The organism is Pseudoalteromonas sp. L1 (assembly GCF_021728095.1).
Lineage (GTDB): Bacteria > Pseudomonadota > Gammaproteobacteria > Enterobacterales > Alteromonadaceae > Pseudoalteromonas.
Genome location: NZ_JAKKCT010000006.1, coordinates 90,593 through 112,399 on the forward strand (window position 1 = coordinate 90,593; position 21,807 = coordinate 112,399).

General features: G+C 42.0%; 18 protein-coding genes. 6 read left to right on the forward strand and 12 right to left on the reverse strand.

Annotated elements, in window-relative coordinates:
* The first annotated feature begins 102 nt into the window (after positions 1-102).
* Both L3V38_RS17185 and L3V38_RS17190 read left to right on the forward strand, forming a co-directional pair.
* A complete protein-coding gene (locus L3V38_RS17185; protein WP_062570142.1) occupies positions 103-549 on the forward strand; it encodes a DNA polymerase III subunit chi in 447 nt (148 codons plus the stop codon).
* A 23-nt stretch (positions 550-572) separates the two neighbouring features.
* Positions 573-3,428, forward strand: a complete 2,856-nt coding sequence (locus L3V38_RS17190) for a valine--tRNA ligase (RefSeq protein ID WP_237120133.1) — start codon at positions 573-575, stop codon at positions 3,426-3,428.
* 110 nt (positions 3,429-3,538) lie between these two features.
* Here L3V38_RS17190 and L3V38_RS17195 read toward each other — a convergent pair whose 3' ends face one another.
* Complete coding sequence (locus L3V38_RS17195; RefSeq protein WP_130150777.1) at positions 3,539-4,816, reverse strand: outer membrane protein transport protein; 1,278 nt, start codon at positions 4,814-4,816, stop codon at positions 3,539-3,541.
* A gap of 337 nt (positions 4,817-5,153) precedes the next feature.
* On the opposite strand from L3V38_RS17195, the gene L3V38_RS17200 reads away from it, so the two are divergent.
* Entirely contained in the window at positions 5,154-5,477 is a 324-nt protein-coding gene (locus tag L3V38_RS17200; RefSeq protein ID WP_130150847.1) for a hypothetical protein, read from the forward strand.
* Here L3V38_RS17200 and L3V38_RS17205 read toward each other — a convergent pair.
* The 10 genes from L3V38_RS17205 to L3V38_RS17250 form a co-directional block, all read right to left on the reverse strand.
* Entirely contained in the window at positions 5,437-6,645 is a 1,209-nt protein-coding gene (locus tag L3V38_RS17205) for an HD-GYP domain-containing protein (protein WP_130150776.1), read from the reverse strand. The genes L3V38_RS17200 and L3V38_RS17205 overlap by 41 nt on opposite strands.
* 163 nt (positions 6,646-6,808) lie before the next feature.
* Complete coding sequence (gene rraB / locus L3V38_RS17210) at positions 6,809-7,144, reverse strand: ribonuclease E inhibitor RraB (protein WP_062570138.1); 336 nt, start codon at positions 7,142-7,144, stop codon at positions 6,809-6,811.
* Complete coding sequence (locus L3V38_RS17215) at positions 7,144-7,857, reverse strand: 1-acylglycerol-3-phosphate O-acyltransferase (protein ID WP_205989539.1); 714 nt, start codon at positions 7,855-7,857, stop codon at positions 7,144-7,146. Before L3V38_RS17215 ends, rraB begins: the two co-directional genes overlap by 1 nt.
* Before the next feature lie 152 nt (positions 7,858-8,009).
* A complete protein-coding gene (gene parC / locus L3V38_RS17220) occupies positions 8,010-10,310 on the reverse strand; it encodes a DNA topoisomerase IV subunit A (protein ID WP_237120134.1) in 2,301 nt (766 codons plus the stop codon).
* A gap of 10 nt (positions 10,311-10,320) precedes the next feature.
* On the reverse strand, positions 10,321-11,421 hold the full coding sequence (locus tag L3V38_RS17225; RefSeq protein WP_237120135.1) for a PQQ-dependent sugar dehydrogenase: 1,101 nt from the start codon (positions 11,419-11,421) through the stop codon (positions 10,321-10,323).
* Positions 11,422-11,474: 53 nt separating this feature from the next.
* Positions 11,475-13,364, reverse strand: a complete 1,890-nt coding sequence (parE, locus tag L3V38_RS17230; protein WP_062570134.1) for a DNA topoisomerase IV subunit B — start codon at positions 13,362-13,364, stop codon at positions 11,475-11,477.
* Between the two features lie 33 nt (positions 13,365-13,397).
* A complete protein-coding gene (locus L3V38_RS17235; protein ID WP_130150773.1) occupies positions 13,398-13,958 on the reverse strand; it encodes a YqiA/YcfP family alpha/beta fold hydrolase in 561 nt (186 codons plus the stop codon).
* Positions 13,943-14,725: a metallophosphoesterase gene (locus L3V38_RS17240; protein ID WP_237120136.1), complete on the reverse strand. Its 783-nt coding sequence runs from the start codon at positions 14,723-14,725 to the stop codon at positions 13,943-13,945. The genes L3V38_RS17235 and L3V38_RS17240 overlap by 16 nt, the downstream gene beginning before the upstream one ends.
* Positions 14,712-15,170: a DUF1249 domain-containing protein gene (locus tag L3V38_RS17245; RefSeq protein ID WP_130150771.1), complete on the reverse strand. Its 459-nt coding sequence runs from the start codon at positions 15,168-15,170 to the stop codon at positions 14,712-14,714. The genes L3V38_RS17240 and L3V38_RS17245 overlap by 14 nt, the downstream gene beginning before the upstream one ends.
* Positions 15,171-15,197: 27 nt before the next feature.
* Complete coding sequence (locus L3V38_RS17250) at positions 15,198-15,830, reverse strand: NUDIX domain-containing protein (RefSeq protein ID WP_130150770.1); 633 nt, start codon at positions 15,828-15,830, stop codon at positions 15,198-15,200.
* 152 nt (positions 15,831-15,982) lie between these two features.
* On the opposite strand from L3V38_RS17250, the gene tolC reads away from it, so the two are divergent.
* The 3 genes from tolC to L3V38_RS17265 all read left to right on the forward strand — a co-directional run bounded on the left by tolC (position 15,983) and on the right by L3V38_RS17265 (position 18,990).
* Positions 15,983-17,323, forward strand: a complete 1,341-nt coding sequence (tolC, locus tag L3V38_RS17255; RefSeq protein ID WP_130150769.1) for an outer membrane channel protein TolC — start codon at positions 15,983-15,985, stop codon at positions 17,321-17,323.
* Between the two features lie 106 nt (positions 17,324-17,429).
* Complete coding sequence (gene lpxL / locus L3V38_RS17260; protein WP_237120137.1) at positions 17,430-18,356, forward strand: LpxL/LpxP family Kdo(2)-lipid IV(A) lauroyl/palmitoleoyl acyltransferase; 927 nt, start codon at positions 17,430-17,432, stop codon at positions 18,354-18,356.
* 58 nt (positions 18,357-18,414) lie between these two features.
* Complete coding sequence (locus L3V38_RS17265) at positions 18,415-18,990, forward strand: TcpQ domain-containing protein (RefSeq protein ID WP_130150767.1); 576 nt, start codon at positions 18,415-18,417, stop codon at positions 18,988-18,990.
* Here L3V38_RS17265 and glnE read toward each other — a convergent pair.
* Positions 18,979-21,771: a bifunctional [glutamate--ammonia ligase]-adenylyl-L-tyrosine phosphorylase/[glutamate--ammonia-ligase] adenylyltransferase gene (glnE, locus tag L3V38_RS17270; RefSeq protein ID WP_237120138.1), complete on the reverse strand. Its 2,793-nt coding sequence runs from the start codon at positions 21,769-21,771 to the stop codon at positions 18,979-18,981. The two genes, L3V38_RS17265 and glnE, sit on opposite strands and share 12 nt — an antisense overlap.
* Positions 21,772-21,807: the final 36 nt, after the last annotated feature.

The window sequence follows — 21,807 nt, forward strand, 5'->3', positions numbered from 1 at the left end:
CCCTAAATAAGGCGCCAAATGGCGCCTTATTAATTGAAGCAACACGCGTTCTATGTCAAAATCTCTGCTTTGATCTGTGTATCTGTGGGGACGAAAGTCACAATGAGCATGAACGCACAATTTTACGTTCTAAAACAAGATGGTAACAGCCAGCAAGCTGATAAAGCATGTTTTGATCTTGCCGCAAAAATAGCAGCAGATCAGTATCGTCTTGGTCATCGCGTATTTATTTACGCCGATAACACTGACACGGCCCACACAATCGACGACATCATCTGGTCATTTGAGCCAGATAGCTTTATACCACACAACCTACAAGGTGAAGGCCCCAAAGGTGGCGCTCCGGTTGAAATTGGTATGACTCCACCTGTCGGCAACAGAAAAATATTAATCAACTTAGCTGAACACCTACCGGATTTTATTCGTCGTTTTCAGCAGGTTTTTGATTTTGTCCCCGTTGAGCCTAACGCTAAACAAGCCGCCCGTGAGCGGTTTAAAAAGCTTCGCCAACTGGGCGCCCATATTGCAACGCAAGAAATTGACATTTAAGCATTTATTTAAGGTTCTGTGTAATGGATAAAACCTACAATCCGCAAGATATTGAACAGTCTTTATATCAAGACTGGGAAGAAAAAGGCTACTTTAAACCGTCTGGCCAAGGTGACGCTTACTCAATCATGATTCCGCCACCAAACGTCACGGGTAGCTTACACATGGGCCACGCGTTCCAAGATACCATCATGGATACGCTAACGCGTTTAAAGCGTATGCAAGGCAACAACACATTATGGCAAGTAGGTACTGACCACGCGGGTATCGCAACACAAATGCTTGTTGAGCGTAAGCTTGCTGCTGAAGAAGGTAAAACACGTCACGACCTTGGCCGTGAAGCATTTATCGAAAAAATCTGGGAATGGAAAAACCACTCTGGCGGCACAATCACTAAACAACTACGTCGTTTAGGTGCTTCTGTAGATTGGGACCGTGAGCGTTTCACAATGGACGAAGGCCTTTCTGAAGCGGTTAAAGAAGTATTCGTACGTCTTCACAAAGAAGATTTAATTTACCGTGGTAAGCGTCTAGTTAACTGGGACCCTAAACTTCACACGGCTATTTCTGATCTTGAAGTTGAAAACAAAGACAAACAAGGTCACATGTGGAACCTACGTTACCCACTTGCTGATGGCGTAAAAACACATGACGGTAAAGACTATATCGTTGTTGCCACAACACGTCCTGAAACAATGCTAGGTGATACAGGTGTTGCGGTTAACCCTGATGATGAGCGTTACCAAGACCTGATCGGTAAAGACATTTTACTGCCTATCGTAAACCGTCGTATTCCAATTGTTGCCGATGAGCATGCAGACATGGAAAAAGGCACAGGTTGTGTGAAAATCACGCCTGCCCACGACTTTAACGATAACGAAGTAGGTAAACGTCACCAGCTTCCTATGATCAACATCTTCAACAAAGATGCTGCGGTATTAAGCGAAGGCGAAAGCTACACATTCGACGGTAAAGAGCTTGAATTAGATGCGCCAATCCCTGAGCGCCTACACGGCCTTGACCGCTTTGATGCACGTAAAGCGATTGTGAGCGAATTTGAAGAACTTGGCCTATTAGAAAAAATTGAAGATCACAGCTTAACAGTACCTTACGGTGACCGTTCTGGCGTAGTGATTGAGCCTCTTCTTACTGATCAGTGGTACGTTCGCGTAGCACCGCTAGCTGAGCCTGCAAAAGAAGCAGTTAAAAATGGCGACATTAAATTTGTTCCTCAACAATACGAGAACATGTACTTCTCGTGGATGAACGACGTACAAGACTGGTGTATTTCACGTCAGCTTTGGTGGGGTCACCGCATCCCTGCTTGGTACGACAACGAAGGTAACGTGTACGTTGGTCGTGACGAAGCTGAAGTACGCCGCGATAACAACCTTGCTGATGATGTTGCACTTAAGCAAGATGAAGACGTTTTAGATACGTGGTTCTCGTCTGCGCTTTGGACTTTCTCAACGCAAGGTTGGCCTGCAAACACCGACGATTTAAGAACTTTCCACCCGTCTGACGTATTGGTAACAGGTTTCGACATCATCTTCTTCTGGGTTGCTCGTATGATCATGATGACCATGCACTTCATCAAAGATGAAGACGGCAAGCCACAAGTACCATTTAAAACCGTTTACGTCACTGGCCTTATCCGCGATGAAAACGGCGATAAGATGTCTAAATCGAAAGGTAACGTACTTGATCCTATCGACATGATTGACGGTATCGATCTTGAAAGCCTAGTTGAAAAGCGCACTGGTAATATGATGCAGCCACAACTAGCGAAGAAGATTGAAAAGAACACTCGTAAAACATTCGAAAACGGCATCGAAGCACACGGTACAGACGCGCTACGCTTCACCCTTGCAGCAATGGCATCAACGGGTCGTGACATCAACTGGGATATGAACCGCCTTGAAGGTTACCGTAACTTCTGTAACAAACTATGGAACGCGAGCCGTTATGTATTAATGAATACAGAAGAGCAAGACTGTGGTTTCGCTACAGATGCTGAAAAACAGTACTCACTCGCTGATCGTTGGATTTTAGGCCAATTTGAAGCAACTGTTAAAACCTACACAGAGCACTTAGAAAACTACCGCTTTGACCTAGCAGCAAACACGATTTATGAGTTCACTTGGAACCAATTCTGTGACTGGTACCTAGAACTTACTAAACCAGTATTGTTTAAAGGTAACGAAGCACAGCAACGTGGTACACGTCATACCCTAATCACAGTACTAGAAAGCTTACTGCGCTTAATGCACCCAATGATGCCTTATATCACAGAAACGATTTGGCAACGTGTTGCACCGCTTGCGGGCATCGAAACAGCCAACACCAGCATCATGGTACAAGGCTTCCCTGTGTACAATGAAGCAAATGTTGATAGTCAAGCGATGGACGACCTTGAATGGGTTAAACAATTCATTCTTGCGATCCGTAACATCCGTGGTGAAATGGATATCAGCCCAAGTAAGCCACTATCTGTGTTACTTGCAAATGCGTCTGATGAAGACAAGCGACGTTTAACTGAAAACGAAGCATTCTTAGCTTCGCTTGCTAAGCTTGAAGAGTTCACGCTTCTTGATAACAAAGAAGATGCACCTGCGTGCGCAACATCGTATGTTGGTAACCTTGAGATCATGATCCCAATGGCTGGCCTAATCGATGTTGAAGCTGAATTAGCTCGTATCGCGAAGCAGCTTGAAAAAGCAGAAAAAGGCTTAGCACAGGTTCAAAACAAGTTGGCTAACGAAAAGTTCGTAAATAACGCCCCAGAAGCCGTGCTTGCTAAAGAGCATGCTAAACTGGCTGAGTTTACCGATGCGAAAGACAAACTATTAGCGCAAAAAGCGAAAATCGAAAGTCTATAACAGCATATATAAAGCGCGATTTATTCGCGCTTACAAAAAAGCCGCGCTATAACAATGTTATAGCGCGGCTTTTTAATGCTCTATAGCAGCGACTTTACGTCGCGTCACTATTAAAACGTGTAGTTGTACTGAGCACCAATTAGCACTGCGTGACCTTTCGATTCAAAGTCCCATGATGCTTCTTGGCCTAATGCTTTTGCAAAGCTATCTTCTTCTGTAAAGTTCTGTGTTTTACCGCGAAGAATACTCACACCTAAGTCAACATTTGAGTTTTCACTAAATGCGTAGTTACCACCAAATGAGAACCAGAAACGATCTGTATCAGGAATAGAGATTGATAAGTGAGATTGATCAACTGGTGACTCATCGTAAGCAATACCGGCACGAAGAAGTAATGCATCGCTGTACTGATAGTCTGTACCGATAGAGTAACGCATTGCATCAGAGAAGTTTTCTTCTTTTCTAAATACTGGTGCTTCGTTACCTGGTACATAAGCTTCTAATTTTTGGAAGCTATCCCAACCAGTCCATTGAATGCTGTAGTGTACGCCTAGTTTTTTATCTAACTGGTGTGAACCAGAAAACTCAGCAATAGCTGGAAGCGTTAACTCAAGTGCACCTGGTACTTTAACGCCCGCAGTGCCACCAAATGCAGCAGGTAAGCCATTTGCGTACTCACCATCAAAGTCGATGTCTGTTTCGCTACGGTAGTTAAAACCAAAACGGTTGTTTTCGTCTAATTGATACATAGCACCAATATTCCAACCAAAGCCGTAATCATCACCTTCAAGGTGAACAATTTCAGTCTCTGCTGGTACACCAAGTGGATTAACACCCGCATTACGAACTACTTTCGCATCGGCATATACATAGTTTAAGCCAAGGCCTAAGCTGAACTGTTCGTTGAACTTATATGATGCACTTGCATTCATGTTAACTGTAACGATTTCAGTTTCACCAGCAATTGAGCCTGCCGCGTAATTATTATTAAACTCTGTTGAAAGACCGAAGTTAGAAAATGCACCAAAACCTAACGATACTTTGTCGTTTAATGGCATTGTGAAATAACCCGCAGGGATAAATGCTGAAGGAGCAATGCTACTATCATCAAGCACATTCTCATCTAAACCGTATGCAGCTGATTCACCTTCTAAGCTTACATCTGGAATAACAGCAATACCCGCAACTGAGATTTGCTTAGTTTTAAATAAAGACATAAGTGCAGGGTTACGCGCTACTACTGACGCATCATCAGCAACCGCTGCTTCACCAGCATAGGCACGGCCTAAGCCTGATACGTTTTGCTCTGCTAATTGGAAGGCTGCAGCAAAGCTGTCAGCAGAAACAACAGCAAGTGATGCTGCAATCAATGTTCTAGTGAATTTCATAATCTGTGTCCTCTTGCAAACTTGTATGTTAGCTAAACCAACAAACACAGAGGCAACCTATTATTTAAGCATAAAGGTCAATGCTGTGCGTTGGTATTAGATGTATTATTCTAATAATTACAAACTTTCGAACATTACCTTAATTAAGATCAAAAAACTGTAACTTTTCGTTAGAAAGAGGTAAAAAAACCACATTTTAACAACAAGATAACAACTTTTTAAAACTCGTCCGATGTCTAGTTACAAAAACACCAAACGATAGTAATTATCATTTAGATTGACATGTTATTTTATGCCCCTTAAACTAAACGCAATTGAAATTATTTGGGCAAAAGTTATGGTTATTGCATTGATAATCGCAGCATTAATTCTATGTGGTTTAAGCGTGCACTATTTCTGTAAGGCAAATTATTGCGCATGCACTAAGGCTGGTGACTGTGATAACCCTGTTAACCACTACTGGTTAGGTGCCATGCTCAGCTCTGTATTATCGCTGGTGTTATGCTGTGTGGCACTGCACGTAGAGAAAGGCACATTGCTGTGGCTAGTATTAATGACGAGTTGTTTTAGTGGTGCATTTATTTCTGCAAAACGAAACGCTAAAAAGCGCTGTGTAAAGTCTAAACAAGAAGATGCTCTTTTAACAAACGAGCCAAATTAAGTTGATAATCAAGGGGCTTAATACTCGATATTATTTTTAGATCATGTTCTTCACTTAAGTGAACATCTTTCGCTGTAATGTGATGTTTGTGCTTCGCATTATAAAAGATTTTCACTTTAGGCTTTATCGGGTTGTCCTGATTGCCTTCCATAACTAGCGCTAAACGTTCATTGTTTAACTTCACAATCGAGCCGACAGGATGCACACCCAAACACTTTATAAATCGCTGTACGAGTTCTGAGTCAAATAACTGTTTATTTGCTAATAAATAACGCAGTGCCGAAATAGGCTCCTCTCCCATTTGGTGAGGTCTATCAGCAGTAATTGCATCATAAACATCGACAATTGCCATTATTCTGGCAGGACGACTTAACTTTTCGGCTGTAATGCCTCTTGGGTAACCACTTCCGTCTAATCGTTCATGATGATTAACAATCATATCAAGCATTAACGGCGTAATGCCCTTTTCACCTTTGACTAAGCCTAGGCTCTGCGCAACGTGTTTTTTCACAACCTGCATTTCATTGTCATTAAGCTGACTTGGCTTAGACAGCACGCCCTGTGGCATTTTAGCTTGCCCAATATCGTGCAGTAGTGCTCCCATTGCCAATTCTTTAACAGTTTGCTCTTTATATCCAAGATATTTAGCGAATACACTCACCAGAATGGCCGTATTGATCATATGTCGCCAGTTGTAAATATGCTTATCTCTCAGACGAGTAAGAATCGTCATGGCGTTGTGATTACGAAATACAGAACTAACGATATCAACCACGACTTCATCAAGCAGTGTCATATTCATTTTCAAACCTGATGTGATATCTGAATATAAAACTTGCAACTTACGACTATGCTGTTCGTAGTTAACACTCGCTTTCACGAACTCTTGTTCGACCGATATGCCTTTTTCAGCAACTTTTTTTTCTTTTTTTGGCTTGGGTTTTTCTACAGGTTTGGGCTGGTATTTAGCCGGAAGCGCAACATCACTTTGAGTGAAGTCAATGAGGAGTTCTTCAACACCTTCAGACACCAGACGTTGAATAATACTTTTATCTCTAACTAACCCACGGGTTTTAATTTTAACGCTATTAATGTGCTCGTGCTGCTTACTGACACTGTCAACAAACATCCCTGGTACTAGTTCGGCAATGGGTAAGGTTACAAGCATATGTGAGCTTAGTTTATAAAAACATCGAGTTTTTTATTATCGCCAATTGGTTAAAAATGTCTATAGCAAGGAAGGTAAATACGAAATTAGTACGAGGCAAAAAGACTTCAGATCATAGGCGCGACTTTAAGTCGCGCACAAAATAAATTTCACGCCTACAAAATTACTCTTGGAAGTAAGTTCCCCAACCATCGTATTCAACGTTTGATTGTTGAGCGAGCGCTTCAAGCTTATCGACATCTTCCATAATGGCTTCTACATCAAGCTCACACTCAACAACCACATCAAAGCTCCATACTTTTTCGCCATCTTCTAGCTCAAGTTCAGCAGGCTCTTCAACATCGTAACCGAGTTTAAAAGCAGCTAAAGCGGCTTGCTCTAACTGTTCAAAATTTTCGCTAACAAAGTGGTGTTCTACTTCGTACAGTACTTCAGGATCTGAGCCATCTTCAAGTAATGAAGTAACGATGTCTTCAGTAATCTCGCGCCAATTTTCCATTATTTATTTCTCACTTGAGCATCTAATTCAGTTATTTTAGCAGCCATAATCTGATGAACATGCGATGCATGATCACGAGCAGATACGTCTTTATCAAGATAAATTGGCGCTAACATTTCGAGGTAAATTGTACCATTATCCCAGCGATTTAGCTTAATAGTTTTATGCGTTGTACTCATGCAAACTGGCACAACAGGTACATCAGCACTCATTGCAGTGTGAAAAGCCCCTGTTTTAAAAGGTAACAAGCCTCGGCCATAGCTTCGCGTGCCCTCAGGGAACATCCAAACCGACAAACCTTTTTGCTTAATTTTTTCGGCTGATTTTGAAATCGTACCTGCGGCTTTTGAACGATTAGCGCGATCAATTAAAATATTACCTGATAACCAATATAGCTGCCCAAAGAATGGGATCCATTTCAGGCTTTTCTTTCCAAGACTCACACAGTTTTCAGGCACCATCGCAGGTAAGGTAAATAGATCGTAGTTATTCTGATGATTAGCCACATACACTGCAGGGCCAACTGTTTTTGCATCCGCATGGTAACGTAATTCAAGTTTTACTCCCAGCAACTTAGCCATTTTGCTAAACCAGCCAGAAATAATATGTACGTTATTGGTATGAAATGGCTTAATGATGCATAAGACTAAGCCAAAAAGGCAGCTAAACACGATAAATAACGCCATGATAATAATACGAAAAACAGCTAACAAACGGATTCTCCTCGGGTAAATCAGCGCGCATTATAACGTGAAAAGTGCCTCTGCAATAGCTTTTAGCTTACATGTGTGCGCTAAAAATATATCTTTTTATATTAGAACAATAATCTACCCCAATAAAAAAGGCCTGCTAAGCAGGCCTTGTATTATTCTGTTATATCATCAACCGATGGCTCCGTTATGTCATCGGTCTGCGTTGCTTCTATTACAGCTTCATCTACTCGCTGTAAGCCACGTGGTAACTTATTCCCTCTTCGCCCACGCTCGCCATGATAATGCTCAAGGTCACTTGGCTTTAAGGTCAATTTACGCTTACCAGCATGAAGCGTTACACTGCTCCCCTCAGGCACTACAGCCAGCACTTTTACAAACTCTTCCCTCGCCTGTACTTTCGCACCTGGAATAGAAATAATTTTATTGCCTTTACCTTTACCTAGTTTAGGCAAATCACGTAGTGGGAATAACAACATACGGCCTTCGTTTGAAATAGCCATACAATAGTCAGTGGCAATATCGGTAATGCGAATTGGCGCAAGTAGTTCACCCCCTTTCGGAACACTGACCAATGCTTTACCATTTTTATTTTTACTCACGAGATCTTTAAAGTCACTGATGAAACCATAACCCGCGTCTGATGCCATCAAGAGTTCTTGATTATCTTCGGCCATCACAACATGCTCAAAGTTAGCACCCGCACTTAAATTAAAGCGACCCGTCATAGGCTCACCTTGGCTACGTGCAGAAGGTAAACTATGCGCATCAGTCGCAAAAGCACGCCCATTTGAATCAAGGAATACCGCAGGCTGATTACTCTTACCACGCGCAGAGGCTTTGTAACTGTCACCTGACTTATAACTTAAACCTTCTACATCTAAGTCATGCCCTTTACCAACACGCGCCCAGCCTTTTTCTGACAATACAACCGTCACCGATTCAGAAGGGATTAAATCTTTTTCGCTCAGCGCTTTTGCTTCCAAACGTTCAACAACGGGGGAACGTCTATCATCACCATACATGTCAGCGGCTTCTTGGATTTCTTTTTTCATCAACGTCGACATGCGACGTTCAGAGCCCAGAATTTGCTCTAATTTGTCACGCTCAAGGGCAAGTTCATCTTGCTCGCCTTTGATCTTGAATTCTTCAAGTTTAGCTAAGTGACGTAGTTTTAACTCTAAAATCGCTTCGGCTTGAATATCCGTAATACCAAAGCGTTCCATTAATACAGGTTTTGGCTTATCTTCCGTACGAATAATTTCTATGACTTCGTCGATATTTAAAAAGGCCGTTAATAAACCTTCTAAAATATGCAAACGTGCAAGCACTTTATCTAAGCGATACTGTAAGCGGCGTCTGACTGTTTCACGACGAAACGTCAGCCACTCAGTTAAAATACTACGTAAGTCTTTAACTTGCGGACGACCATCGAGGCCAAGCATGTTTAAGTTTACGCGGTAGTTCTTTTCTAAATCTGTGGTTGCAAATAAGTGCGCCATTAACGGCTCAGCTTTAATACGGTTCGAGCGTGGCACTATCACAATACGGGTTGGGTTTTCGTGATCAGATTCATCACGTAAATCAGCCACCATCGGCAGCTTTTTAGCATTCATTTGTGCTGCAATTTGCTCTAAAACCTTTGCCCCTGAACACTGGTGCGGTAATGCTGTGATAACAATATCGCCCTGCTCTTCAGTGTAAATTGCACGCATTTTAATAGATCCACGTCCCGTTTGATAAATCTTACGGATATCGTCTTTGGGCGTGATTATCTCAGCTTCTGTAGGGTAGTCAGGCGCATGCACTAACTCAAGCAGCTCTTCGATTTCAGTTTTGGGCTTATCAAGTAATAAGCAACAAGCACTGGCCACCTCACGCACATTATGTGGTGGAATATCGGTTGCCATACCCACCGCAATACCGGTCACACCATTGAGTAAAATGTGCGGTAAACGCGCAGGCAGTACCATTGGCTCATCAAGTGTACCATCGAAGTTGGCGGTCCAATCAACAGTGCCTTGACCAAGCTCTTTTAGTAGAACTTCCGAGAACTTTGATAAACGAGCTTCAGTGTAACGCATCGCTGCAAATGACTTAGGATCATCCGCAGCACCCCAGTTACCTTGACCGTCCACCAGCGGGTAGCGATAAGAAAATGGTTGCGCCATCAACACCATGGCTTCATAACAAGCGCTATCACCATGTGGGTGGTATTTACCCAGTACATCACCTACGGTACGCGCTGATTTTTTATATTTTGCCTGCGCCGATAATCCCAGTTCGCTCATTGCATAAATGATACGACGCTGTACAGGTTTAAGACCGTCACCTACATGCGGTAAAGCGCGATCCATGATGACGTACATTGAGTAGTTTAAGTAGGCGTCTTCGGTAAAACGCCCCATCGTTTGTTGTTCTATGCCTTGCATCAGCAAGGTATCTGTATCACTCATTAACGCTTACCTATTTTTTCTTAGCACTAACACGATAGATCACGTTAGCAAAGTCGTCTGAGATCAATAAGCTGCCATCTGCAAGCTCTGCAAATGCAACTGGGCGACCAAATGTTTCTTCGTTTTGCATAAAGCCTGTGATGAATGGGGTGTATTTAGTAATACGACCTTGTTCAACATTAGCTAGCATAACTCTGTAACCCGATTTTTTACTGCGATTCCAAGAACCATGTTCAGCAACAAATAACTGTTCTTTGTATTTAGCTGGGAACTGCTTGCCGTTGTAAAAATGAATGCCTAATGGTGCAACATGCGCACCCAGTGCAAGCGCAGGCGATTTATAATCAGCGATATTTTTACCTTTACCAAACTCAGGATCTAAAATCGCCCCTGCGTGAACATAAGGGAAACCATAATGCGCCCCCTCTTCACCTTCACCAACTCGGTTGATTTCGCAAGGCGGGATATCATCACCCATCATGTCACGGCCATTATCACTGAACCAAAACGCATTTGTTGTTGGGTGATAGTCAAAACCCACTGAGTTACGAACGCCCTGAGCAATGGTTTTGATTTCTTTGGTATCAACATTAAGTGAAAAAATGCGACCGTACTTGTCATCTTCAGCACAAATATTACATGGCACGCCAACAGGCACAATTAACTCACCTGTTGGGGCAAAGCTAATAAATTTCCAACCATGATGGCGGTCAGTTGGGAATTTATCATACACCACCTCAAACTTAGGGGCTTTGAGGTGTTTATCAATGTCTTTAAAGCGAATAATACGCGACACTTCAGCAACATATAAATCATCCCCTTTTATTGCCAAGCCCGATGGCATTTCTAATCCTTTAGCAATAACAATTTTCTTATCGGCTACACCATCGCTGTTATGATCAATCAGTGCATATACATTACCTGCTTTACGCGAACCTGCGTACACTATGCCTTTTTTTGATACGGCAATTTGTCGTGCATTTTCAACATCATCGGCGAATAAACTTACTTTGAAGCCTTCAGCAACCGTTAGTTTATCAAGAATATCTTCTGCCATTGCTGGCGCTGATAGTAAGCTCAGCGATAAAAATGAGGTCAGTAGTTTTTTCATTTTTCTTGCCCTTTAATTCGTTTAGCAACCGTTAGGCTGCAAATGTACCTGTATTAAACTTGCGCGCGGTTACCGTGATCTTCTAACCACTGACGGCGATCTGATGAACGTTTCTTCGCAAGTAACATATCCATCATTTCCATGGTTTGCTCTTCTTCATCGAGTGTTAATTGCACCAAACGACGGGTATTTGGATCCATCGTTGTTTCTCTTAACTGCAACGGGTTCATTTCACCTAAGCCTTTGAAGCGTTGAACATTCACTTTACCACGCTTTTTCTCAGCTTCGATGCGAGCCAAAATACCATTCTTCTCATCTTCATCGAGGGCGTAATACACCTCTTTACCGATATCAATACGAAACAGCGGTGGCATGGCTACAAACACATGACCTTCTTTAATGAGCGCAGGGAAATGACGAACAAACAGTGCGCATAATAATGTGGCAATGTGTAATCCATCCGAGTCAGCATCAGCCAAAATACAAATCTTGTTATAACGCAGACCCGATAAATCACTTGAATCAGGGTCGATACCTAGAGCCACTGAAATATCATGCACCTCTTGCGATGCTAAAATCTGTCCGGATTCGACTTCCCATGTATTAAGAATTTTACCGCGCAGTGGCATTATTGCTTGAAATTCACGGTCGCGAGCTTGTTTAGCCGAGCCGCCCGCAGAGTCACCCTCTACTAAGAATAATTCAGTACGGTCATTATCTTGGGCACTACAATCGGTTAATTTACCCGGTAACGCAGGGCCTGAGGTAATGCGCTTACGCACAACTTTTTTAGCAGCACGTAATCGGCGCTGTGCATTTGAGATACATAGCTCAGCTAATAATTCAGCGGTCTCGGTGTGTTCGTTTAACCATAAGCTAAATGAGTCTTTCACCACACCAGATACAAACGCCGCGCAAGAACGAGATGATAATTTCTCTTTTGTTTGGCCTGCAAACTGCGGATCTTGCATTTTTACCGACAACACATAGCTACAGCGCTCCCAAATATCATCTGGCGTTAACTTTACGCCACGGGGCAATAAGTTTCTGAATTCACAGAATTCACGCATTGCTTCAAGTAAACCTTGGCGTAAACCATTAACATGCGTACCACCTTGCGCAGTCGGAATTAAGTTTACATAACTTTCAGCAATGGATTCACCGCCCTCAGGTAACCATACAACAGCCCAGTCAGCGCCTTCTGTTGAACTTGAAAAATCACCAATAAACGGCTCTTTTGGCAATACTTCAAAACCTTTCACCGCTTCAACTAAGTAATCTTTTAAGCCCGTTTCGTAGTACCACTCTTGGCTTTCTTTGGTTTGTTTGTTGGTAAACTTAATGCGCAGGCCTGGGCAGAGTACGGCTTTGGCTTTTAATAAATGATTAAGCTTAGTAATCGAGAAATTAGCAGAATCAAAATAACTGGCATCTGGCCAAAAACGCACGGTAGTCCCTGTGTTACGCTTACCCACAGTGCCAATTACGTTTAAGTCTTCGACTTTATCGCCATTCTCAAAGGCCATACGAAACTGCTGTGCATCACGGCGTACGGTCACTTCAACACGCGTTGACAGGGCATTTACAACTGAAATACCAACACCGTGTAAACCACCTGAAAATTGATAGTTTTTATTTGAGAACTTACCACCGGCATGCAGCTTGGTAAAAATAAGCTCCACCCCAGGAATACCTTCTTCAGGGTGAATATCAATCGGCATACCACGGCCATCATCAATAACTTCAAGCGAGTTATCTTCATGAAGAATGACATCTATTTTTGTTGCATGACCTGCCATTGCTTCATCGACACTATTATCGATAACCTCTTGGCCTAAGTGGTTAGGACGAACCGTGTCGGTGTACATACCTGGGCGGCGTTTTACGGGTTCTAACCCGTTTAAGACTTCAATTGCTTCGGCGTTATAATTTTGCTGACTCATAGTTTTTATATCTTTTATGCGCTTAGCTATGTTTTACGTGATTTTAAGAAAATCTACAATACTTGCAAAGGTTTGTTCGAAGCCGATAAAACTATGATCGCCTCCAAATTCAACGTGTTGCTTACACTGAGAATAATAGTTAACCGCCTGCTGAAAAGGCAGTACTTCATCGCCTGTTTGCTGTAGCAAATAAATCAATGAAGGGGTGTCTAATTGCGACAAATATAAACTGCGCAATGCATCCATGTGACGAGTATCAAGTTCGTAATGGGTGTCTTGATACGGGTTATAGTTTGGCCCTAAATAGTTATCAAGTAACTCAAATGGGCGCACCGCGGGGTTAATGACCACCGCTGGTATCGAATAACGTTGCGACAAATAGGTCGCATAAAAACCGCCTAATGAACTACCGAGTAATACAGTATCATCATTTAACAGTTGTTCTAATTGTAAAATTGCATGTAACGGCTCATGGGTTAATCGCGGCACTTTATAATCAACATCAAACTGAGCCATATGCTCGCCAAAACGAACGGCTTTGTACGATTGCTCAGAGCTATTGAAACCATGAATATAAATTACCCGTTTAGCCATATTACATCCGTTGTTAACTGCACGCTTTGTTGCTTATCAACATTTAAGTTAATCACACGAAACGCAGGCCCTAAATCTTCTTGCTGCCACGCCATAGTATGCTTAGTAAATTGTATTGAGCTGGCAGGTGTCGCAAACACGCTAAGGTCGCGGTAATTGTGCGTATACTCATGATGTACGTGACCATGAAACACGCCAATGCATTGCTCACTATTGACGCAAGCGTTTAAAAACTGCGGGCCATTTTCTAGCATATGCTTATCTAAGTAGGCTTGAATAGGTAGCGGGTTATGATGACAAAACACTACACTCGGTATTTGCCCTATTGCTTCGCTTAACTCGCTTAAGTGGGTTTGTGTTATCCAACCTGCTGGGGTCGCGCCTTTTGAGTTTGTTAAAAGCAATTGTCCAGCTAAAAAGGTAATACGTTTACTGTTTAAAATTTGCGAGTTTGAAAGCGCTTCATATTCAGCAATCTCATCATGATTCCCTGGTAGCCAAAACACAGGACAAGACAGTGCCGAATCATCAATAAGTTCAGCAAATAGTTGATACGATTCACTGCTGTGATCTTGTGTTAAATCACCCCCAAAGATCACGCAATCAAGTTGTAAGTTTGCCATGGCAGCTAAGCAACGCGAAAAATACTCAGCTGTATTTACATTAAAATACTCACCTTGCCTGTCTTTTGATAAATGACAATCTGTAATATGTGCAATTTTTAATGTTGTTTTGTCAAAATGATAAGCATTACTAAACCAAGCCATTGTTTACATCCCAGTGTAGCGCTGCACGGCCATTTTCTACACACGCAACAAGCCAGTCATACAAAAAAGCATTTAGTTGATACTTTTCATCTTTTTGATGCATATTCGGATTCGGGTATGCGTAAGATGGCTTTATCCGTTGATGAAAATCGTGATGAACTATTTCAGCCACTTTTGCATCATGATACATACGCACAGTTAGATAAAGCGGGGTAACAACATGCAGGTTTCCTGTCTCTTGCGAGATAGAAATATCCATGGTGTACTTTGCTGTATCATCTATTTTAACCACAAATGTGCTATTACCGAGTTGCACTTTACGTACATGACCTATTTGACGTTCTTTGGGGAGTAATTTGAGCGCACGCACATAATTATGCTCACACAAAGTTAAATACTTAGGTAAGCTTTGAATGTAACGTTGTTCAGCTGTTACGTACGTCAAAATAATTCCCCATTATTAAAATGTAAGTTAAGCAGTTTGCCAATCAGACAGTATACGTTGCTTATTCAGTGCTAACCACTGTAACGAGATAACTGTCGCTGCATTGTCGATTTCTCCTTGCTCTAAGCGGAGCATGGCTTCTGTGTATGACATTACATGTGTTTTAATATCTTCATCTTCATTATCAAGGCCAAAAATCCCCTCTTGATAGTGAGATAAGTCTGTGCGCGCTAAATACAAGTATAAACGTTCTGTTGTGCCACCCGGACTTGACAGGTAAGACATCATAAATTCAAGCTCATCAAGCTCGATGCCCGCTTCTTCCAATGCTTCACGCTTAGCAACTTGCTCATAGTCCGTACTTCCATCGGCCATGCCGGCGATACACTCAAGTAACCAAGGTGACTGCTTAGATGCAAGTGCACCAATACGCACTTGTTCAACAAGCAAAACCTGATCGGTTACAGGATCATATGGAAGCACAGCAACAGCATGACCACGCTCTAAGATTTCACGTTTGATCTCTACTGACTCACCACCTGAAAATAATGCGTGGCGAAAGCGGTATAAATTAACTTTAAAAAAGCCATCATATGCACGTTCAACAGGTTTAAGCTCAATATCATCATGGCTAAACTGTGAGATTGCTGTTACTTTCATTACACTAATTCCTTTAGGTTTTGTGCTAAAAATTCACTCAATTATATTCTGTTACACTTGGACATGTAGATTTACGCATTTTTTTTTTGGTTATTCACTAAAAAAGAGTACCATGGTGACAGTACGAAAATTGTCTAAGGACTGAACGAATAATGAAAAAAACACTACTCGCTGCGCTGATCGGTTTTTCGAGCGCTTTGACTGCTACTGCCACTTACGCTGAAGATTTACTCCAAGTATACGAGATTGCTACAGCAAATGATCCTACCGTACTTAAAGCAAAAGCCCAAGCAGATGCGCAAGCTTATGAGAGCGATCGCGCGTTAAGTGCGCTATTGCCACAATTAGGTTTAAGTTTAGGGTACGAAAAAACCGACGCAACACTATACGAAGGCAACGATACAACCGGTTACATTGAATTTGACCGTGATACAGATGTATTTAGCCGCGGTATTAGTCTGAGCCAAACATTGTTTGACTTGGGTGCGTGGAATTCATTAGGCATTGCTGATAAACAAGCTTTGCAAGCAAACGCACAGTACGACTTTGCTAGACAAGACCTCATTGTTCGTGTTGCTGATGGTTATTTCAATGTACTTAGCGCAATTGACAACTTAGAGTTTGTGCAGGCAGAAAAACGTGCCATTGAACGTCAATTACAACAAACAAAAGAACGTTACGCAGTTGGTTTGACAGCAATTACCGACGTACATGAAGCACAAGCACAGTACGACAACTCTGTAGCAAAAGAAATTGTTGCGAAAAACAGCGTTGAAACGGCCCGCGAACAACTTCGTGAAATCACAGGTAAATACCATGCAAAGTTAGACATGTTAAATACTGACACGTTTTCAACTGTTGCGCCTAACAAACAGTCAACCGACTACATAAAAATCGCAGAAGAGAACAACTTAAACTTGCAAGTATCAAAAGTAACCGTTGATATTGCAAAAGATCAAATCGACTTAGCAAAAGCTGGCCACTATCCTAAGCTGACTTTAAATGCCTCGTACGGCGACAGCCTAACTGACTTAAACAGAAATTCACACGAGCCTCGTGCGGACAGTGCCTCAGTGGGCGTTAACTTTAGCCTACCTATTTATTCAGGTGGCGCCACTGTCGCAGCAACTGAACAAGCTCGTGCATTTTATGTAGCAGCCAGTGAAGATTTAGAAGCAAGCCTGCGTGCAGTTACACGCTCTGTGATTACTTCTTACAACCAAGTTGTATCGGATATCGCAACTTACAAAGCGTTGCAACAAGCGGTTGTTTCAGCAGAAAGTGCGCTTAAAGCAACAGAGGCTGGCTTTGAGGTAGGTACACGTACAATCGTTGACGTACTTATCAGCACACAAAACCTTTACAACGCCAAAAGCAACCTTGCCAACGTGCGTTACCGCTATGTTGTTTCAACACTGCGTTTAAAGCAAGCCGCTGGTACATTAACAGCTGAGGATCTTGCTGCAATTAACCAAGGTTTAAAGGAAATCTAAGTATTTCTTTTATAGGGTCCTTACTTTAAAGCCAGCCTCTCGCTGGCTTTTGTATTTTTAAAGACTTGCGGTTAAACTTACTTTTTATTTTTTTAGAGACTTTTCAGTGGTTAGTTCATCTCCTTTCAAAGTATCCTTTTTGGGTCCTCGTTATTGGCTCACATGGGTTGGCGTTTTCTTCTTATTTTTGATCTCTTGGTTACCACATAAGTTTCAATTATTCCTTGGAAAATGTTTAGGTAGATTAGTTCATCGCTTTATGAAACGTCGTCGTCACATAGCCGAGGTCAATATCCGCCTATGTTTCCCAGATATGCCAGAGCAAGAACAAAAAGAGCTAGTGCTTAAGAATATGGAAAACACCGGTATCGCTATGATGGAAACAGGCATGGCATGGTGGTGGCCCGAGTGGCGTGTAAGAAAGTGCTATGGGTCAATCAAGGGCCTTGAATACTTTGAACAAATTCAACAGTCAGGCAAAGGCGTTTTAATGCTCGTGCCACACATTCTTCATTTAGAAATGGCGAGCCGAGTGATGGGGTTGAAGTATCAAGGTATTGGTTTTTATCGCCCACACAATAATCCATTGATGGAATATTTTACAACCAATGGCCGTTTACGTTCTAATGAGTTCTTAGTAGGAAAGCGTGATGTTAAAGGATTGCTAAAAGCACTAAAAAATAAAAAGATTTGCTATTACTTACCCGATCAAGATTACGGGCGTAACCGCTGTGAATTCGCGCCATTTTATGCAGTAAAAGATGCTGCAACAACAACTGGCACACTACTTTTTGCGAACAGTAAACACTGTGAAACAGTGAGTCTTGCTAGCCGCCGTGATGAGCAAGGTCGCTACCACTTAGAAGTACTCCCGATTATGGAAAACTTTCCCAGTGGTGATAACCTTAATGACGTAACACGTGTCAATCAACGCATGGAGCAAGCGGTTAATAGAGCACCTGAACAATATATGTGGTTACATCGACGTTTTAAAACGCGCCCTGATAAGAATGCCCCTTCTTATTATAAGTGAGTGACATTTGTTAAATTGTGTGGTTTTATAAATCTAATCAACAACAAGAGTATTAGAAATGTGGTTTTGGGTTAAGCATTTATCATTAGCTATTATTTTGATTGCAGCAGCTCTTTATTTTTTATTCGGTAAAGGGCCTGTTATCGATATTAAAAATACTCAAAATGCCGCCGCACAAGGGCTTTCTCGTTTTTATTCGTCACTAAGAAATCAAGTTAACAGTAAAAATAACGAGCGTGATAAATACGTACTTAAATTAAAAGAGCCTGAAACAAGCCTAGACATGGCTCTGTTTGAGCGTGGCAAGATAGTTCAGCCCTCATCTCCAAACTGGACTGGTGATGTATTACCACGTCGCTTTGAAAGCGGAACAACATTAAAAGACGTGTTATCAGACTACGCTCGAAATGAAGAAATTGAGCTTTACTGGTACCTCAGTAAAGATTATGTCGTTAAAGATCACTTTCGTGTTGATAGCAACTTTGTGTCCGCTTTATATCAAGTGGGACGTGCTATCAACGACGACTTTGAAAATGAGGTTTATACCTTCTTTTGTTTCAAGCAAAGAGCGGCTGTTATTACAGAGCTGCCCTCTCCTTACATACGCGAAAACTGCCGCCGCTTAAGAAGCTAACACTTGCTGCCACGCACTTTGTACCAAACTTATATGCTCTTTGAGCTCAGTGCGCGGCGCACATCGACCTTGCTGGTTTAAGCTCATGACATGATAACGAGAACGGTATTCAATGTAAGCAGCCACTAGCTGATGTTGCATTTCAGAATCAATACAGCCAAGCTTAGCTGCATCCTCTAAAATACGAACATTATCAGGCCATGTCGTTAACTCTTGATACTGCGGGGCATATTTTAAGACTAAATATTGTGTAATAAACTCAATATCAGTCATTCCACCATGGTCTTGTTTTAAGTCAAATAATTCACTATTACCTTTCGCTAAATGATTGCGCATTTTTTCACGCATTTCTATGACATCTTTTTTCAATTTTTCATCATCACGTGCTTGGCACAAAATAATTGCTCTGATCTCATCAAATCGAGAATGAAGCGACGCCTGCCCATAAATCATTCTCGAGCGAACTAAGGCTTGATGCTCCCAAGTCCATGCTTGGGTTTGTTGATAGTGATAAAAGCTTTCTAGGTTTATTGCCAACAGCCCTGACGCTCCTTCAGGCCTCAAGCGTGTATCAAGCTCGTACAAAATGCCAGATGCAGTGCGTGTGTTAAATAGATGCATTAGACGCTGTGCTAATTTTAAATAGAACTGTCTTGAATCAATCGCCTTATCACCATCGGTATAACTACTACCATCGTGATTATGCACAAACACTAAGTCTAAATCAGAGTCATAACCTACTTCAAAGCCACCTGTTTTACCGTAAGCAATAACCGCGAAGCCTTTTTCTTGTTCTGTGGTATTGGCTGGTTGGCCAAAACGTGCAACACATGCATGCCACGCGATGTTCACAGCCTGCTCTACAATCGCTTCTGCCAACGCCGTTAAGTGATCACTCACTTTCATTACATCAAGAACACCTGTCGCATCCGCTGCAGCAATTCGCAGTTGGTGTGTTTGTTTAAATTGGCGTAAGGCTTCCATTTGCAGCTCTAAATCATCGTATTCTATACGAAGGAAGTACTGTCTTATTTCGTCTTTATAAGCCGATAACGGAGTAGGCTTATAAAGTACTTGGGGATCAATCAACTCATCAAGCAAAATTGGGTAACGAGAGATATGTTCACCTATCCATTTGCTGTGACAGCACAAAGCAACCAGTTGATTTAACGCGCCAGGGTTTTCATATAAGAGCTCTAAATAAGCTGTACGAGAAATGATTTTATTCAGCACTTGGCAAATCATAGTGAAAGCATCACTACTGGCTTTACTCACTGTCAATTGCTTAAGCAGTAAAGGCATCAACTTGTCGAGAATATCTCGCCCACGGCTACCAACTTTTGCTTTTGTTAAACGTGTTTTAAAATCATCAAGTGCCTGTTGCCACGCTAAATTAGCATCATCCATCAAGGACACATCGGTCATTTCCCATGCACTAATAAATGCACTTTCACATGGATCAACGTTGTCACTTTCAAAACCAATTACCTGCTCAAACTCACTGTGTATTGAGGCCATTGTTTCATTAATCGCTTTTAGGCACTCATCAAAGTTGGCTTTGTTAAGCAACACACATAAACGTTGCTGGTCTTGCTCATCATCGGGCAATGTTTGAGTTTGCTTATCATCAAATATTTGTAAGTATTGCTCAATACGACGCAATGTGAGGTAATTATGCCTAAGCAGCGACGCTTCTTTAGCGTCAATAACCTGATTGTTAGTAAGCTCTTGTAAGGCTGATAAAAGTGATTGTGTTTGTAAGTTTGCCTCACGGCCACCACGCACCATTTGCAATGCTTGCACCACAAATTCAACTTCGCGAATACCACCAGCGCCCAATTTTATATTGTTAGTTAAACGCTTTCTGCGCACTTCTTGAGCAATCATCTGTTTCATTTTTCGTAAAGATTCGATCACCGAAAAGTCAATATATCGACGATAAACAAATGGCCTTAATAACTCATAGAACTCAGCCCAATAGCTATTTTCAGCGCCTATCAAACGCCCTTTTAGCATGGCATAACGTTCCCACTCTCGGCCTTGCTCTTGGTAATAATCTTCCATTGCATTAAAGCTCATTACCAAAGGGCCACTTTCACCAAAAGGTCTCAAGCGCATATCAACACGGAAAACTTGGCCGTTAACAGTGGTTTGGTTGAGCGCCATAATTAATTTTTGCGCAACCTTAGTGTAAAAAACTTGCGCTTCAATAGAACGGCGTCCACCTTGAGTTGGCACATCTGTTGGGTAAGAAAAAATGAGATCGATATCTGAGGAGTAATTTAACTCCCCTCCCCCAAGTTTTCCCATGCCTAGTACAAGCATTGGAATAGCATTTCCAAACGCATCTGTTGGCATGCCACTGACTTTTGCAACTTGTGCGAATGCCCATTGATTCGCACAATCAATTAACTGCTCAGCAAGTGCAGAAATATAAGCGATACTGTCTTCAATTGGGTTATGGCAACAGACATCTAAGAACGCAACCTTAAGCCAATATTTCTCTCGGTATAATCGCAACTTGGCCATTGCTGCGGCATCATCTAACTCAGTAAAGTCATCATCAGTAAGTGGCGGCTGCGGGTTACGGCAAGCCAATGTGCTTTCATCTAGCAACCAATCTTTCAAGTCGGGTTGAGATTGTAAGCAACTCCAAGCGAAGTCACTCAAAGACAGTAATTTAGCAATCAACGGGTCTACAGGCTGCTCAGGGTACAAACCGTTAAAACGAGTTTGTCCTAATTGATAAAGCGCGTCAGGAAGCGGTTGTGAATTACTCATTAAATACTCTCTTTTAACTTATCAATAACCGTACTA

Coding starts and splice junctions, on each gene's coding strand:
- L3V38_RS17185 (WP_062570142.1), top strand. CDS start 103: ATGAGCATGAACGCACAATTTTACGTTCTAAAACAAGATGGTAACAGC.
- L3V38_RS17190 (WP_237120133.1), top strand. CDS start 573: ATGGATAAAACCTACAATCCGCAAGATATTGAACAGTCTTTATATCAA.
- L3V38_RS17195 (WP_130150777.1), bottom strand. CDS start 4,816: ATGAAATTCACTAGAACATTGATTGCAGCATCACTTGCTGTTGTTTCT.
- L3V38_RS17200 (WP_130150847.1), top strand. CDS start 5,154: ATGGTTATTGCATTGATAATCGCAGCATTAATTCTATGTGGTTTAAGC.
- L3V38_RS17205 (WP_130150776.1), bottom strand. CDS start 6,645: ATGCTTGTAACCTTACCCATTGCCGAACTAGTACCAGGGATGTTTGTT.
- rraB (WP_062570138.1), bottom strand. CDS start 7,144: ATGGAAAATTGGCGCGAGATTACTGAAGACATCGTTACTTCATTACTT.
- parC (WP_237120134.1), bottom strand. CDS start 10,310: ATGAGTGATACAGATACCTTGCTGATGCAAGGCATAGAACAACAAACG.
- L3V38_RS17225 (WP_237120135.1), bottom strand. CDS start 11,421: ATGAAAAAACTACTGACCTCATTTTTATCGCTGAGCTTACTATCAGCG.
- parE (WP_062570134.1), bottom strand. CDS start 13,364: ATGAGTCAGCAAAATTATAACGCCGAAGCAATTGAAGTCTTAAACGGG.
- L3V38_RS17235 (WP_130150773.1), bottom strand. CDS start 13,958: ATGGCTAAACGGGTAATTTATATTCATGGTTTCAATAGCTCTGAGCAA.
- L3V38_RS17240 (WP_237120136.1), bottom strand. CDS start 14,725: ATGGCTTGGTTTAGTAATGCTTATCATTTTGACAAAACAACATTAAAA.
- L3V38_RS17250 (WP_130150770.1), bottom strand. CDS start 15,830: ATGAAAGTAACAGCAATCTCACAGTTTAGCCATGATGATATTGAGCTT.
- tolC (WP_130150769.1), top strand. CDS start 15,983: ATGAAAAAAACACTACTCGCTGCGCTGATCGGTTTTTCGAGCGCTTTG.
- L3V38_RS17265 (WP_130150767.1), top strand. CDS start 18,415: ATGTGGTTTTGGGTTAAGCATTTATCATTAGCTATTATTTTGATTGCA.
- glnE (WP_237120138.1), bottom strand. CDS start 21,771: ATGAGTAATTCACAACCGCTTCCTGACGCGCTTTATCAATTAGGACAA.